General features: G+C 75.4%; 11 protein-coding genes. 4 read left to right on the top strand and 7 right to left on the bottom strand.

Annotated elements, in window-relative coordinates; translation table 11 throughout:
* The first annotated feature begins 2 nt into the window (after positions 1-2).
* Positions 3-635: a 5-oxoprolinase subunit B family protein gene (locus OG357_RS32925; RefSeq protein WP_329625766.1), complete on the top strand. Its 633-nt coding sequence runs from the start codon at positions 3-5 to the stop codon at positions 633-635.
* Positions 632-1,504 carry a biotin-dependent carboxyltransferase family protein gene (locus tag OG357_RS32920; RefSeq protein ID WP_329624579.1) on the top strand — a complete coding sequence of 291 codons (873 nt, stop codon included), beginning with the start codon at positions 632-634 and terminating at the stop codon, positions 1,502-1,504. Before OG357_RS32925 ends, OG357_RS32920 begins: the two co-directional genes overlap by 4 nt.
* Positions 1,505-1,514: 10 nt before the next feature.
* Here the strand turns inward: OG357_RS32920 and OG357_RS32915 are convergent, their stop codons facing one another.
* The 6 genes from OG357_RS32915 to OG357_RS32890 all read right to left on the bottom strand — a co-directional run bounded on the left by OG357_RS32915 (position 1,515) and on the right by OG357_RS32890 (position 10,739).
* Positions 1,515-5,114 (bottom strand): hydantoinase B/oxoprolinase family protein, encoded by a 3,600-nt coding sequence (locus tag OG357_RS32915; protein ID WP_329624578.1) that lies wholly within the window; start codon positions 5,112-5,114, stop codon positions 1,515-1,517.
* Complete coding sequence (locus tag OG357_RS32910) at positions 5,111-6,010, bottom strand: SGNH/GDSL hydrolase family protein (protein WP_329624577.1); 900 nt, start codon at positions 6,008-6,010, stop codon at positions 5,111-5,113. Before OG357_RS32910 ends, OG357_RS32915 begins: the two co-directional genes overlap by 4 nt.
* Complete coding sequence (locus tag OG357_RS32905) at positions 6,007-7,275, bottom strand: glycosyltransferase (RefSeq protein ID WP_329625765.1); 1,269 nt, start codon at positions 7,273-7,275, stop codon at positions 6,007-6,009. The genes OG357_RS32910 and OG357_RS32905 overlap by 4 nt, the downstream gene beginning before the upstream one ends.
* 44 nt (positions 7,276-7,319) lie before the next feature.
* A complete protein-coding gene (locus OG357_RS32900; protein WP_329624576.1) occupies positions 7,320-8,441 on the bottom strand; it encodes a glycosyltransferase family 4 protein in 1,122 nt (373 codons plus the stop codon).
* A 235-nt stretch (positions 8,442-8,676) separates the two neighbouring features.
* Positions 8,677-10,092, bottom strand: a complete 1,416-nt coding sequence (locus OG357_RS32895; RefSeq protein ID WP_329624575.1) for a HEAT repeat domain-containing protein — start codon at positions 10,090-10,092, stop codon at positions 8,677-8,679.
* Between the two features lie 254 nt (positions 10,093-10,346).
* Positions 10,347-10,739 carry an ankyrin repeat domain-containing protein gene (locus tag OG357_RS32890; protein ID WP_329624574.1) on the bottom strand — a complete coding sequence of 131 codons (393 nt, stop codon included), beginning with the start codon at positions 10,737-10,739 and terminating at the stop codon, positions 10,347-10,349.
* Between the two features lie 307 nt (positions 10,740-11,046).
* Here OG357_RS32890 and OG357_RS32885 point away from each other — a divergent pair, with 307 nt between their 5' ends.
* Positions 11,047-11,241 (top strand): hypothetical protein, encoded by a 195-nt coding sequence (locus tag OG357_RS32885; protein ID WP_015032212.1) that lies wholly within the window; start codon positions 11,047-11,049, stop codon positions 11,239-11,241.
* A gap of 60 nt (positions 11,242-11,301) precedes the next feature.
* Entirely contained in the window at positions 11,302-13,065 is a 1,764-nt protein-coding gene (locus tag OG357_RS32880; RefSeq protein ID WP_329624573.1) for a hypothetical protein, read from the top strand.
* 75 nt (positions 13,066-13,140) lie between these two features.
* Here OG357_RS32880 and OG357_RS32875 read toward each other — a convergent pair whose 3' ends face one another.
* Positions 13,141-14,640 (bottom strand): SCO1417 family MocR-like transcription factor, encoded by a 1,500-nt coding sequence (locus tag OG357_RS32875; protein ID WP_329624572.1) that lies wholly within the window; start codon positions 14,638-14,640, stop codon positions 13,141-13,143.
* Between the last annotated feature and the right edge of the window lie 19 nt (positions 14,641-14,659).

The following is a 14,659-nucleotide window of genomic DNA, read 5'->3' as shown; positions in this document are numbered from 1 at the left end:
GCGTGCGGACGCTGCGCGTGGGCGAACGGGCTCTCCTGGTGGAACTGGCCGGCGGCGCGGAGACGGAGGCCTTTCACGCCGAGCTGCTGCGCCGGCGGGCGGCGGGGGTGCTCCCCGCCGTACGGGAGATCGTGCCGGCGGCGCGGACGGTGCTGCTCGACGGGGTGGCTGACCCCGCCCGGCTCGCGGCCGAGGTGGAGCGCTGGGAGGTCGGGCCGCTCCACGCGCGCGTGGGCGCGGTGGTGGAGGTGCCGGTCCGCTACGACGGGCCCGATCTGGCGGAGGTCGCCGCGCTGTGGGGGGTGTCCGTCGCGGAGGCGGTACGTGTCCACACGACGACCGAGTTCCGGGTCGCCTTCTGCGGGTTCGCGCCGGGCTTCGGCTATCTGACCGGTCTCGGCGAGCGGTACGAGGTGCCTCGGCGGGCCACACCGCGCACCGCCGTCCCGGCCGGGTCGGTCGCCCTCGCCGGGCCCTACACGGGCGTGTACCCGCGCTCCTCCCCCGGGGGCTGGCAGCTGATCGGCACGACGGACGTGGTGCTCTGGGACGCCGGACGGGAGCCCGCCGCGCTGCTCGCGCCGGGCACCCGGGTCCGGTTCACGGATTCCGCGGCACAGGACGGGCGGCGATGACCGACCGTGCCGTCGCCGTGGTCCGGGCCGGGGCGCTGACCACCGTGCAGGACCTGGGGCGCACGGGGTACGCGCATCTCGGCGTGCCCCGCTCGGGCGCCCTCGACCCGGGAGCCGTACGGCTCCTCAACCGGCTCGCGGGCAACGTCGGCGCCTCCGAGGGGGCGGCGGTCCTGGAGACCACCATCGACGGGTGCGCGCTGCGGCCCCGGTGCGCCGTCACCGTCGCGGTGGGAGGTGCGCCGTGCCCGGTCCGGGTGGACGGGCGTCCGGCCGCCTGGGGGACGGCGATCCGCGTGCCGGCCGGGTCCCTCCTGGAGATCGGCGCGGCCGTCCGCGGGCTGCGCTCGTACGTGGCGTTCGGCGGCGGGATCGCCGTCGAACCGGTACTCGGCAGCCGCTCCACCGATCTGCTGTCCGGGCTCGGCCCGGCGCCGCTGGCGGAGGGGGCGGTGCTGCCGCTGGGAGCGGACACGGCCGTACGGGGGTCGGTCGACGCTCCTCCCTGGCCGGGCCCGCCGGGCGAGCTCGTCCTGCGGGTCCGGCTGGGCCCCCGCGACGACTGGTTCACCGCCGCCGCCCTGCGTACGTTCGCCACGCGCGCGTACCGGGTGTCGCCGGCGAGCAACCGGATCGGGCTGCGGCTCGAAGGACCGGCGCTCGACCGGGCGCTGCCGGGAGAGCTGGCGAGCGAGGGCATGGTCCTCGGCGCGGTGCAGGTGCCGCCGGACGGGCGCCCGGTGGTCTTCCTCGCGGACCATCCCACGACCGGGGGCTACCCGGTGGTCGCGGTGGTCCGGGAGGCCGATCTGGGCGCGGCGGCGCAGGCGGTGCCGGGGACTCCGGTGCGGTTCGTGCCGGTGCGCTGAGCGGGGTCCCTCACGGGAAGGCGGGCGGCGGACCGTAGCCACCGCCGCCGGGGGTGCGCAGGACCAGGACGTCGTCGGGGCCCATCTCGGTCGTCGCGGCGCCGCCGAGGTGCTCGACGGCGCCGTCGGCGCGTTCCACGAGGTTCTCGCCGAGGGCGCCCGGCTCGCCGCCGGCCATCCCGTACGGCGGGACCCTGCGGTGTCCGGTGAGGAGGGCCAGCGTCATCGGCTCCAGGAAGCGGATGCGGCGCTCCACGCCGTGGCCGCCGTGCCACCGGCCGCGCCCGCCACCGTCCTCACGTACCGCGAAGGAGTCGACCCGCACCGGGTGGCGCCATTCCAGGACCTCGGGGTCGGTGAGCCGGGAGTTGGTCATGTGGGTCTGGACCGCGTCGGCGCCGTCGAAGCCGTCGCCCGCGCCCGAGCCGCTGGCGACCGTCTCGTAGTACTGCACGCGCGCGTTGCCGAAGGTGACGTTGTTCATGGTGCCGGAGCCCTCGGCCTGGACGCCGAGGGCCGCGTACAGGGCGCCCGTGACGGCCTGGGAGGTCTCGACGTTCCCGGCGACGGTGGCGGCGGGGTGGACGGGCGCGAGCATGGAGCCGGCCGGGACGCGGACCTCCAGGGGCTCCAGACAGCCGCTGTTGAGCGGGATGTCCTCGTCGACGAGGGTGCGGAAGACGTACAGGACGGCGGCCATGACGACGGACGTCGGCGCGTTGGCGTTGCCGGGCAGCTGGGGTGAGGTGCCGGTGAAGTCGACGACGGCGGAGCGCCGTTCGCGGTCGACGCGGACCTCGACGGCGATGACCGCGCCCCCGTCCGTCTCGTAGCGGTACGCGCCGCCGTGGAGGCGCGCGACGATGCGGCGGACGGACTCCTCGGCGTTGGCGCGGACGTGCCGCATGTACGCCTGGACGACGTCGAGACCGAACTCGCCGACCGTCCTGCGCAGTTCCTCGATGCCCTTCTCGTTGGCGGCGATCTGGGCGCGCAGGTCGGCGAGGTTGGTGTCGGGGTCGCGGGAGGGGTGGCGGGCGCCGGTGAGCAGGGCCCGGGTCTCGGCTTCGCGGAGCCGGTCGTCCCGGACGAGCAGCCAGTTGTCGAAGAGAACGCCCTCCTCCTCCACGGTGCGGCTGAAGGCGGGCATGGAGCCGGGGGTGATGCCGCCGATCTCGGCGTGGTGGCCTCGGGAGGCCACCAGGAACCGGAGCTCGTGTCCCTCGTCGCCGAACACCGGGGTCACGACGGTCACGTCGGGCAGGTGGGTGCCGCCGTGGTATGGGTCGTTGATGGCGTACACGTCGCCGGGCCGCAGGTCGTCCGCGCGCCGCCGCAGGACCTCCTTGATGGACTCTCCCATGGAGCCGAGGTGGACGGGGATGTGCGGCGCGTTGGCGATGAGGTTGCCCTCGGCGTCGAAGAGGGCGCAGGAGAAGTCGAGGCGTTCCTTGATGTTGACCGAGTGCGCGGTGTTCTCCAGGCGCACGCCCATCTGTTCGGCGATGGCCATGAAGAGGTTGTTGAAGACCTCCAGGAGGACCGGGTCCACGTCCGTCCCGGCGGCCACGCGCGCGGGGCGCGGTGTGACGCGGTGCAGGAGGAGGTGTCCGCCGTCGGTCGCGGTGGCCCGCCAGCCGGTGTCGACGACGGTCGTGGCGTCGGCCTCGGCGAGGAGCGCGGGGCCGTCGACGGTGTCGCCGGGGCGGAGGTCCTCGCGCCGGTGGAGGGGGGTGTCGTGGGGTGTCCCGCCGCTGTGCATCCGGACGGTGGCCCGGGGTGCGAGGGGGCCCGTCCGCTCGCCGGTGTCGACGAGGACGGGGCCGTGCGGGCCTGCGCTGCCGACGGCCTCCACGGAGAGCGCCTCGACGACGAGCGGTTTGTCCATGGTGAACGCGTACCGGGTCCGGTGGAGGGCTGTGAACGCGGTTTTCATCGATGCGGTGGGGGCGAGGTCGACGGGGAGGCTCGCGTCCGTCCCCGCGTACCGCAGGAGCACGCGCGCGTGGGTGGTGACGGCCGCGTCCGGCAGGCCGTCGGCGCGCAGCTCCTCGCGGGTCCGCTCGGCGAGTTCGGCGCAGAGGGCCGTCACGCGCGCGTGGGTGCCGGGGGCGTCGAGCTCGGCCTCGACGGACCGCTCCCGCATGGCGGTGGCGTCGGCGAGCCCGATCCCGTACGCGGAGAGCACGCCCGCCAGTGGGGGTACGAGGACGGTGTCGATGCCCAGGGCGTCGGCGACGGCGCAGGCGTGCTGGCCGCCGGCGCCGCCGAAGCTGGTGAGGGCGTACCGGGTGACGTCGTGGCCTCGCTGGACGGAGATCTTCTTGACGGCGTTGGCCATGTTGAGGACGGCGATCTCCAGGAAGCCCGCGGCGACCTCCTCCGGGGTCCGGCCGCCGCCGGTCTCCGCGGCGAGGGCCGTGAACCGCTCGCGTACGACGTCGGCGTCCAGGGGCCGGTCGCCGGTCTCGCCGAACACGGCGGGGAAGTGGGCGGGCTGGACGCGGCCGAGCATGACGTTGGCGTCGGTGACGGTGAGCGGGCCGCCGCGTCGGTAGCAGGCGGGGCCGGGGACGGCGCCCGCCGAGTCGGGGCCCACGCGGTAGCGGCGGCCGTCGTAGTGGAGGACGGAGCCGCCGCCCGCCGCGACGGTGTGGATGCTCATCATCGGGGCTCTCATCCGCACCCCGGCGACCTGTGTACCGAGTTCACGCTCGAATTCGCCGGCGTAGTGGGACACGTCCGTGGACGTGCCGCCCATGTCGAAGCCGATGACCCGGTCGTGTCCCGCCTGTGCCGAGGTGCGGGCCATGCCGACGACGCCGCCGGCCGGTCCGGACAGGACGGCGTCCTTGCCGCGGAAGTGGGCGGCCTCGCGCAGTCCGCCGTTGGACTGCATGAACATGAGGCGGATTCCGGCGAGTTCGCGGGCGACCTCGTCGACGTACCGGCGCAGGATCGGCGAGAGGTAGGCGTCGACGACGGTGGTGTCGCCGCGGGGGATCAGCTTGATGAGCGGGCTGACCTCGTGGGAGCAGCTGATCTGGGTGAAGCCGGCGGCCCTGGCGGCCTCGGCGATCCGGGTCTCGTGGGCGGGGTGGCGGTAGCCGTGCAGCAGGACGACGGCGACGGAGCGGAACCCGTCCCGGTGGGCGGCGGCGAGCGCCTCGGCGACGGCGGCCTCGTCCAGGGGGCGGACGACGTGGCCGTGGGCGTCGACGCGCTCCGGGACCTCCGCCACGCGCGCGTACACCGCCTCGGGCAGCACGATGTGCCGGTCGAAGAGCCTGGGCCTGTTCTGGTAGGCGATGCGGAGGGCGTCGCGGAAGCCCTCCGTGACGAGGAGGAGGGTCGGTTCGCCGCGCCGCTCCAGGAGGGCGTTGGTGGCGACGGTGGTGCCCATCTTGACGACGGCGATCCGGTCGGCGGGGACGGGTTCGCCGGGGCCGAGGCCGAGGAGCGCGCGGATCCCGGCGACGGCGGCGTCCTGGTGGCGCGCGGGGTCGTGCGAGAGCAGTTTGCGGGTGACGAGCCGCCCGTCGGGCCGCCGCCCGACGACGTCGGTGAAGGTGCCGCCCCGGTCGATCCAGAACTCCCAGCGCCCGTTCATCTCCCCATTGTGGCCGTGAGCGCGGCGGCGAGGGCGGCGTCCGCGCGCGCGTCCAGGGGGTCGGTGCCGGTGCCGTCGGCCCAGTGGCGGAGTTCGGCGCCGGCCAGCAGGAGCAGCTGCGGGAGCAGGTCGCGGCTGCGCCGTAGCACCCAGCCGGTTCCGGCGGTGGCGAGCCAGAGCAGGGCCTCCGCCCGCGTCGGCGGCGGTTCCGCGGGCTCCCGCGCGGGCGGTGTGCCGTGGGCGAGCCCCCGGGCGACGAGGAGCCGGTGGAAGGCCGCGGCGACGGCCCGGTGGCCGCGTTCGCCCGGGTGGAGCCGGTCGGCGCTCCAGAGGGCACGGTCCTCGGTCCAGGTGGCGTCGTCGAGGTGCAGGTGGACGGTGTCGTACCGGTCGGACAGGGCGTGCACGACGGCGTTGACGGTGCGCTGGCGGCGGGCCAGCGGGCGGGCCAGCGGCGGCGGCAGGCCGAGCATCCGCCCGGGGTCGGGCAGGCACGCGGTCAGCACGACGGCCCCGGCCGCGTCGAGGTCCGCGAGGACGCGGTCGAGGCGGTGGGCGAGGAGTCCGATGTCGAAGGTGCGGCGCAGGGTGTCGTTGACCCCGACGACCACGGAGGCGAGGTGCGGCCGGAAGGCGAGGGCCCGGGGCCGCTGGTCCTCGTCGACGTCCCGGCTGAGGGCGCCCCCGACGGCGAGGTTCAGGAGCACCGTCTTCCGTCCCTCGGCCGCGAGCCCGTCGGCGAGCAGGGGTGCCCACCCGCGCCATGCCCCGTCCACCCGGTCGCCGAGGCCCTCGCTGAACGAGTCGCCGAGCACGGCGAAGCGGACGGGACCGTCCGGGGTTGCGGACCCGGGAGGCACCGCCGTCCGGGCCCCGAGGGACGACTCGACGGTCATCGGCGTGCCTCCTCGGTGCGGGACGGGACGACGGCCTGCGGTGGCAGGGAGGGCCGGTGGAGGTCGGACGGTACGGGCGCCGGGACGAGAGACGGGACGGGCGCCTGTACGGGCGCCGGCAGCGCGTCGTGGGCGTGGAGGAACGCGGCGACCGACCGGTCCCAGGTGAATCGCTCCGCACGCGCGCGTGCCGCCGCGCGGCGGGCGGCCTCGGGAACGGCCAGCACCCCCCGTACCGCCTCCGCGAAGGCCTGCGGGGTGTCGGCGGCCACGGCTCCCGCGGCCCCGACGACCTCCGGGAGGGCGGAGGAGGCGCTGACGACGACCGGCGTCCCGCAGGCGAGGGCCTCCAGCGCGGAGAGGCCGAACGTCTCCGCTGGCCCCGGGGCCAGACACACGTCCGCCGCGGCCTGGAGATCCGCGAGGGCCTCCCGGTCGGCGACGTGCCCGAGGAACCGCACCGGGAGGCGTCGCTCGCGCGCCCGCCGCTCCAGGGCGCCCCGCAGGGGCCCGTCGCCCGCGACGACCAGCGCCGCCCGGACCCCGGCGCCCCGGAGCTCCGCGAGGGCGTCCAGGGCCGTGCCGGGCCGCTTCTCGACGGAGAGCCGCGAGCACAGCGCCAGGAGGACCCGTTCCCCGTCCGCGTACCGGGCGCGCAGCACGGTGCTGCGGCGGCCGGGCCGGCACCGTTCCAGGTCCACGCCGAGCGGAGCCCGTACGACGTTGCGCGCCCCTATCCGCAGGAACTCGCGCTCCGCCCACTCCGTGGTGCAGACGATCCGGGCGAAGGCCCAGGCCGTGCGGCGGTTGAGCCGGTCCGCCGCGCGGGCGGCGAGCGCGGGGGGAACGCCCCAGGTCCGCAGCACACCGTCCGCCGTCTCGTGGGAGACCATCACCGCCGGCACCCGGGCGCGGCGCGCCCACTCCCCCGTCCACCGCAGGGTCGTCCGGTCCGAGACCTCGATCCGGTCGGGGGAGAGTGCGTCGAGGAGGCGGCCGACCCGGCGCCGGTCGGCGAGGACCCGGTAGCCGCCGGTGCCGGGCAGGACGGGCCCCGGGAGGGTGATGACCCGGCCCTGCTCGGTGTGGTGGTCGCTCGCGACATCGCCGGGGACGAGGAGGACGGGTTCGTGCCCGGCGGCGAGGTAGCCGCGGCCGAGCTGGTCGAGCGCGGTGCGCAGGCCGCCGGAGGTGGAGGTCACGAAGTTGGCGAGCCGCACGATCCGGAGCGCGCCGTTCGTACCGCTTCCCAGAACGCTTCCCAGAACGCTTCCCGGAGCAGTACTTCCCTGAGCGGTGCGAGCGCCGTTCACGCCGCCACCGCCGTCCGCTCGCGCAGGATCTCCTGGTAGTGGCCGATCAGCTCGTCGCCGAGCGCCTCCCAGGTGCGGCCCCCGACGGCGGCCCGGCCGGCGAGGCCGTAGGCGGCGCGCACGTCCGGGGCGGCGGCGAGCGAGGTGACGGCCTCCCGCAGCGCGTCCGGGTCGCCGGGCGGTACGAGGAGCCCGGTGCGCCCGTGGTCGACCAGGTCCAGGGGCCCGCCGGCGGCCGGGGCGATCACCGGGACGCCGCTCGCCATGGCCTCCTGGATTGTCTGGCAGAACGTCTCGTACGGACCGGTGTGGGCGAAGACGTCGAGCGAGGCGAAGATCCGGGCGAGGTCGTCGCCGGTGCGGCGGCCCAGGAACCGGGCGTCCGGCAGGGCGGCGCGCAGCCCGGGCCCGCTGGGCCCGTCGCCGACGACCACGGTCCGCACGCCCGGTATGCCGCTGATCCCGGCGAACAGGTCCACGCGCTTCTCCGGCGCGAGGCGGCCTATGTAGCCGACGAGGAGTTCCCCGCCGGGGGCCAGTTCGCGGCGCAGACCGGCGTCGCGCAGGCCGGGGCGGAAGCGGTCGGTGTCCACGCCGCGCCCCCAGAGCCGGATGCGGCGGATGCCGTGGGCCTCCAGGTCGCGTACGGCGGCGGACGACGGGGCGAGCGTGCGGTCGGCGGCGCCGTGGACGGCGCGCAGCCGGCGCCAGGCGGCGCCTTCGCCGGTGCCCACGTACGTACGGGCGTATCCGGCGAGGTCGGTCTGGTAGACGGCGACGGCGGGGATGCCGAGCCGGGCGGCGGCCGTCATTCCGCGCACCCCGAGGACGAAGGGCCCCGCGAGGTGGACGAGGTCGGCGCGGTGGGCGGCGATGGCGGCGGCGACCCGGCGGCTGGGCAGGGCGACCCGGACCTGGGGATAGCCGGGCAGGGGCAGCGAGGGCACCCGGACGACGGCGCAGGGTGCGTCGGCGTCCGCCGCCGGGTCGGCGACGGCGGGGGCGATGACGAGCGGGACGTGGCCCCGCCGGACGAGGTGGCGCGCGGTCTGAAGGGCGCAGTGCGCCACACCGTTGACATCGGGAGGGAAGGACTCTGTGACGATGACGACACGCATACGGGTGTTGTCGTCCCGCTTGGCGTGTACCCGCCGACGTCGATCTGGACGGCGGGGGAACGTCCCATGAGCGTTTCGCCGCGGGGTCCGACACGCTCGCCGGGCGTCCGGTCACCGGACACCCGGGGCGGGGCCACGATCGGCGGGATCTCCGCCGCAGGCCGCGCCGCCCCGGGGTCCGGGAAGCGGTCGGAACGGGCCTTCGGACCTGGGGAGGGTCAGATCCGGGGCCGGGTCAGACCTGGAGATCCGGTCCTATCCGGTTGCGCACCGCGGTCTGGACCTCGGCTTCCTCGGCCGGGTCTGCGGCGAGGCGGCGGAGCCGGTCGGCGACCCGCACGTCGCCGGTCTCCGCGTGCTGGGCGGCCACCTCGCGGGTGGTCTCCTCGCAGTCCCAGAGGCACTCGACGGCGAAGCCGGTCGCGAAGGTGGGGTCCGTGGCGGCGAGGGAGCGGGCCACTCGTCCGCGCAGCTGGGAGGAGGACGTCTCGCGGTAGACGTGGCGGAGCACGGGTGCGGCGCAGGCGATGTCGAGGCGGCCCGCCCCGTCGACGAGGACGGCGAGTTCGGGTGCGTCGGGTCCTGCGGAGCGGATGGTCCCGCGCAGCGCCCCGAGGACGAGTCCGGCGTCCTGCGCCGTGCCGCGGCAGGCGAGGACCTCGGCGGCGGCGGTGCCGAGCTCGTCGGTGCGCCGGACCCACGCGCGGGCACGGGCGACCGCGTCCTCGCCGCACATGCGCTTGTAGGCGGCGACGGCGGCCTCGGCGACCGGGCGGGATCCGCCGTCGACGGCGGCCTCCACGAGGTCGAGGACGGCGGGGTCCCGCGATGCGGCGAGGTGGTGGAGCGCGGCTCCGCGCGCCCCCGTCGAACCGTCGCGGGCGGCAGCGAGGAGTTCGGGGCGGTCCTCGGGGCCGGCGACGGCGGCGAGGCAGCGGGCGGCGGGGCCGTAGAGCTCGGCACCGCGCTCGTACCCCTCCTGCGCCCAGTCGAGGACGGCGCGCACGCTCCAGCCGGGGCGGGGGCCCGCGGGACGCATCTGGCGCTGCCAGCGGTCGAAGGACCCCTGTTCCTGCGCGGCCCTGACCCGGGCACCGACGGCGTCCCGCTGGTCCTCGGCCCACAGCCGCCAGGGCCGGGGCTCGAAGGCGTCGCGCACGACGGTCGCCAGCTCGGCGTCGCCCGCCGGGTCGGCCGGGAAGCGGGCGAGCACGGGCAGGGCGAGCCCGCGGAGCCCGGCGTCGTCGTCGCGCAGGGCCAGCTCGTCCAGGGCCCAGGCCCAGTTCGAGCCGGTCGCCGCGTAGCGACGGAGCAGGAGCAGGGCGTCCTGGCGTCCGTAGGAGGCGAGGTGCCCCAGGACGGCGAGCGCGAGCCCGGTCCTGGACTCCTCGGGGTCGAGGTGGTCCTCGGCACCGAAGAGGTGCGCCTCGATCTCGTCGAGACCGCCGTGGAGGTCCAGGTAGAGACGGGCGTAGTAGAGGGAGCGGTTCTCGACCTGCCAGTCGTGGCGGGGGTCGGCGAGAACGCAGTGGCTGAGGGCCGCGAGGGCCTCGGCCCGTGGCGCGGCGAGCGCGTGCAGGGTGCCGTCGCCGCGGCCCCTCTGCAGCAGGCCGAGCAGGGTGCCGCTCGGCGCTATGACTGGATCGAACATGGAAGACGCCTCACATCAAGCTGTCGACACGACCGGGGGAGACCGGGATGACCCGGGTCAGGCGGTACATCGCTGTACACCTAGGCCGTGCGGCAACATGTCGGGCCGCTCGTCGTCCTTCGCTTGCCAGTGACCATCTTCCTCTGCCTCTCGTCGGTGGCCCGGTCTGCCGGGCTCGACGTCATGATGACCCACCCATTTCGCCACCGCGACCACATTTACGACGCTGCTCTCACCTGGGGTTCAGTACCCGTTCACCGGGCTCCGAAGAGCTCCAGGAGGTCGGCCTTGCCGAACATGCGGGCGGTGTCGACGGCGGACGGAGTCCCGGACTCCGGATTTGCGCCGCCGGCGAGCAGGGCGCGGATGACGGCGTCCTCGCCCTTGAAGACGGCGCCCGCGAGCGGGGTCTGGCCGCGGTCGTTGGCGCGGTCCGCGTCGGCGCCGCGCTCCAGGAGGGCCGAGACCGCGGCGGCGTGGCCGTGGTAGGCGGCGAGCATGACGAGGGAGTCGCCCTTGTCGTTGGTGAGGTTCGCCGGGACGCCCGCGTCGACGTAGGCGGCCAGGGCGGCGGCGTCTCCCGTGCGCGCGAGGTCGAAGACCTTGGACGCCAGCTCGATGACTTCGGGGTCCGGAGTCTCGCTCATCGGGTGGAACCGCCTCTCTCCTGCAGTGTTGACCTGCGCACGGCAAGCGCGGCCGTACGAGTGAATCGACAGGGTACTGCCCGGCGGGCTACATGACCGTGCCCCACCGAGGCAAAGATCACCGCGATCCGCCCTCGGCGCGCCTCTAGCTCACCGCCGGGTTTTCGCCACCCGGCGAGGCATCAGCTGTGAGCCGGTCAAGTGAAATCCGGCGAATTTCACTCTAATGCACCTTTAGTCACATAGATACTTGCTGTGAACCTGGAAGGACTCATGGTGACTGTCCCCTCAACCAGGAGAACACCAAATGATCCTGTCCATCTCAGGCGTGGTCCTGCTCGGCATCATCTGCTTCCTGTTCTTCAAGAAGGACGGGATGAAGGCCTCCCACGCCCTCGTCAGCGCGCTGTTCGGCTTCTACCTCGCGGGCACCGCCATCGCCCCCAGCATCACGGCGGGCGGGCAGAGCCTCGCCGGTCTCCTGGGCGGAATCAAGTTCTGACGCCCCGAGGGGGCTTCCCGCCCCTTCACCCAGCCCCTTCCACGAAACCAGGAGTACGACGTGGCCCGGCGACCACTCCCCCGCATTCTGAGCAGCGGCAGCGCGCAGATCGCTCGTAGCCGAGAGATCGCGCGCACGGCCGCCGACAGCGCCACCGACGTGCTCCAGCCGCTGATCACGGTCTCCCGTGGTCTGCGGAAGCTGGCCGCGACCGCGCGCGCCAAGTGGGCCGCGACCCCCAAGGAGCGGCGCGGTCCCACGCTGCTCCTGGTCGCGGCCTGCGTCCTCGTCGTCGCCCTCGTGCCGTACGGGCCGCTGCTCGCGCTCGTCACGCTCATGGGCGCCGCCGCGTGGAAGGGGCGCGAACGCCCGGTCGTCAAGACCGGGCCCGACGACGCGGAGATCGCCCGGCTCAAGGGCCTGTACGAGGCCCTCGTGCCGTACTTCTCCGTCCCCGACGATCCCTCCCCGCTCTTCGCCCACGGCGGCGACTGGAGCGGCGCCTTCGCGGAGTACGCCTTCGACGAGGACGGACGGCCGACGCGGCTGAGGATCGCGTACCCCCCGTACTTCACCGACGGCGAGCCGGCCGCGCGCGCCCGCGTCGAGCAGCTGCTGCACGCCAAGTCGGGCCGCGGCCGCGAGTACCACTTCGACTGGGACCAGGAGGGCAACCGGCTCGTCATGAGCGTGCTGCCCGCCCTGCCCACCACCATCGCCGCCCAGCGTTTCGTCACGGTGCCGGGCGAGACCGTGCTCGGCTTCACCGACGGGGACGCCGTGCAGCGGACCGTGCCCGTGGTCACGGCGGACGACACGGAGGACGCCCCGGCCGTGGTCTGGCGCACCGGCCCCCGCTCCACCGAGCCGCACCTGCTCGCCGTGGGCCAGCCGGGCAGCGGCACCACCTCCCTGCTGCGCTCGATCGCGCTCCAGGCCCTCCCCCACGGGGACGTGCTGATCGTCGAGGGCGGCGGCACCGGCGAGTACGCCTGCCTGACCGGCCGCGACGGCGTCCTCGCCGTCGAATGCGGACTCTCCGGAGCCCTGGCCAGCCTGGAGTGGGCGGCGCACGAGACGGAGCGGCGGCTGATCGCCGCCAACCGCGCCCGCCAGGCGGGGCATCCCGCGCCGGAGGACACCCGGCGGCCGCTGTGGATCCTCCTCGACCGGCCGGGCGTCCTCGGCCACCTGGCCGCCGCCGACGGCCGCCCCGACCCGCAGGAGCTGCTCCAGGTGCCGCTGCGGCACGGGCGCGCGGCACAGGTCACGGTGGTGGTGGCCGAGCAGTTCGACAGCACGGACACGCTGAGCGAGACGGTACGGAGCCACACCCGGGCGCGGATCGTGCTCGGCCCCGCCTCCTCGGAGCAGATCGAGTCCGTCCTCGGCGTCGCACCCCACACCACGCCGACGCCCCAGGTGCCGCCGGGCCGTGGCTACGCCCGGCTCGGTACGGGCCCGGTCCTGCGCCTCCAGGTGCCGGCGACGCCCGACCCGTACGACGACGCCACGAGCGAGGCGCACCGCCAGGCGGTCCTCGCGCTGCTCCCGGAGCGCCGCACGGCGGCGGACGCGGTGGCCGTCGAGACGGTGGGGGGCGACACCGTGGCCATCGGGACGGTGGCACTCGAGACGGTGCCGGTGGCGGCGGTGGAGACGATCCCGGCCTCGGCCCCCGCCCCGGTCCCCGCCCGGCCGCTCCACCAGCCCGACGCCGCCCCGGTCGCCTCCGTGGTCCGTTACGAGGGCGAACCCGCCCCGCGCTTCGCACCGGACCCGGGCCCGCAGCCCCGCCACGCTCCGGTCGCGGCCGAGGGCTGAGCAGGCCCCGGACAAGCCGAGAGGCCGGTACGGACCCCCGTCCGTACCGGCCTCTCGGCATACGCCGTCACGCCCCTACGCCACGAACGAGCGGGGCGGCTCCACTCCCCCGCCCGCGCCCGACTCCACCAGGCGCGCCGCGGCGGCCAGCCGGGCGGCCGCCTCGTCGGCGACCGGACCGCCGACCGTGAAGGGCAGCCGGATGAAGCCCTCGAAGGCGCCGTCCACGCCGAACCGCGGGCCCGAGGGGACCCGGACGCCGACGCGTTCGCCCGCCTCGGCGAGCCGGGAGCCGGAGAGCCCGCCGGTGCGGACCCAGAGGGTCAGCCCGCCGCGCGGCACCGAGAACTCCCACTCCGGCAGCTCCCTGCGGACCGCGGCGACGATCGCGTCCCGGTTCTCGCGCGCCTGTGCACGCCGGAGGCTCACGGCCTCCTCCCAGCCGCCGGTCCCCATCAGCCAGTTCACGCCGAGCTGTTCCAGTACGGGGGTGCCGAGGTCCGCGTACGCGCGCGCGGCCACGAGGGAGCGGATGACGTCGGGGGCGGCCCGGACCCAGCCGATCCGCATGCCCGCCCAGAAGGCCTTGCTGGCCGAGCCGACCGTCAGGACCGTCGAGCCCGCCGGGTCGAAGGCGCAGACCGGCCGGGGCATCTCCAGGTCGTCGTCGAGGTGGAGCTCGGTCATCGTCTCGTCGACGACGAGGACCGTGCCGGCCGAGCGGGCCGCGTCCACGAGCTGCCGGCGCTGGTCCTCGTCGGCCAGCGCGCCGGTCGGGTTGTGGAAGTCGGCGACGACGTACGCGAGGCGGGGCGCCGCGTCCCGCAGCACCTGGCGCCAGCGGCCCATGTCCCAGCTGCCGAGCCCCTCGGACATGGCGACGGGGACGAGCCGGGCACCGGCCTCCCGCATGAGCTGGAGGATGTTGGCGTACGAGGGCGACTCGACGGCGATGCGCTCGCCGCGCCCCGCGAAGAGGTGGCAGATGGCGTCGATGGCGCCCATGGCCCCGGTCGTCACCATGATCTGCTCGGGCATGGTGGGGATGCCGCGCGCCGTGTAGCGGTCGGCGAGCGTCTGGCGCAGGGCCGGCAGCCCGGCCGGGTAGTCGCCGTGCGTGTGGGCGTAGGGCGGCAGCTCCTCCAGGGCGCCCTGGACACCCCGGGTGAGCCAGGGCTCGGGTGCGGGCAGGGCCGCGCAGCCGAGGTCGATCAAGGAGCCGAGGGCCTCCGGGGGCAGCGGTTCGAGGCCGCGCGCGGGCAGCGGGTTCCCGGCCGGCACAGCCGTCCAGCTGCCGGCCCCGCGGCGGGACTCCAGGAAGCCCTCTGAGCGCAGCGCCTCGTAGGCGGCGGCCACCGTCGTCCGGCTGACGGTCAGGGCGACGGCGAGTTCCCGCTCCGCGGGCAGGCGGGCGGCGACGGGGACACGGCCCTCCAGGACGAGGAGGCGGATGCCGTCGGCGAGCGCCCGGTAGGCGGGCGGCTTGCGGGCGCCGGGTCCCGCGGGCCGGGCCTGCTGCGCCTGGAGCTGCCGGGCGAGCTGCGCGGGCCCCACTGCCGAAGTCCACTGAGCCATCGAAATCAGTCCACCTTCA

Source organism: Streptomyces sp. NBC_01255 (assembly GCF_036226445.1).
Lineage (GTDB): Bacteria > Actinomycetota > Actinomycetes > Streptomycetales > Streptomycetaceae > Streptomyces.
This window is presented reverse-complemented; position numbering and strand designations above follow the sequence as displayed.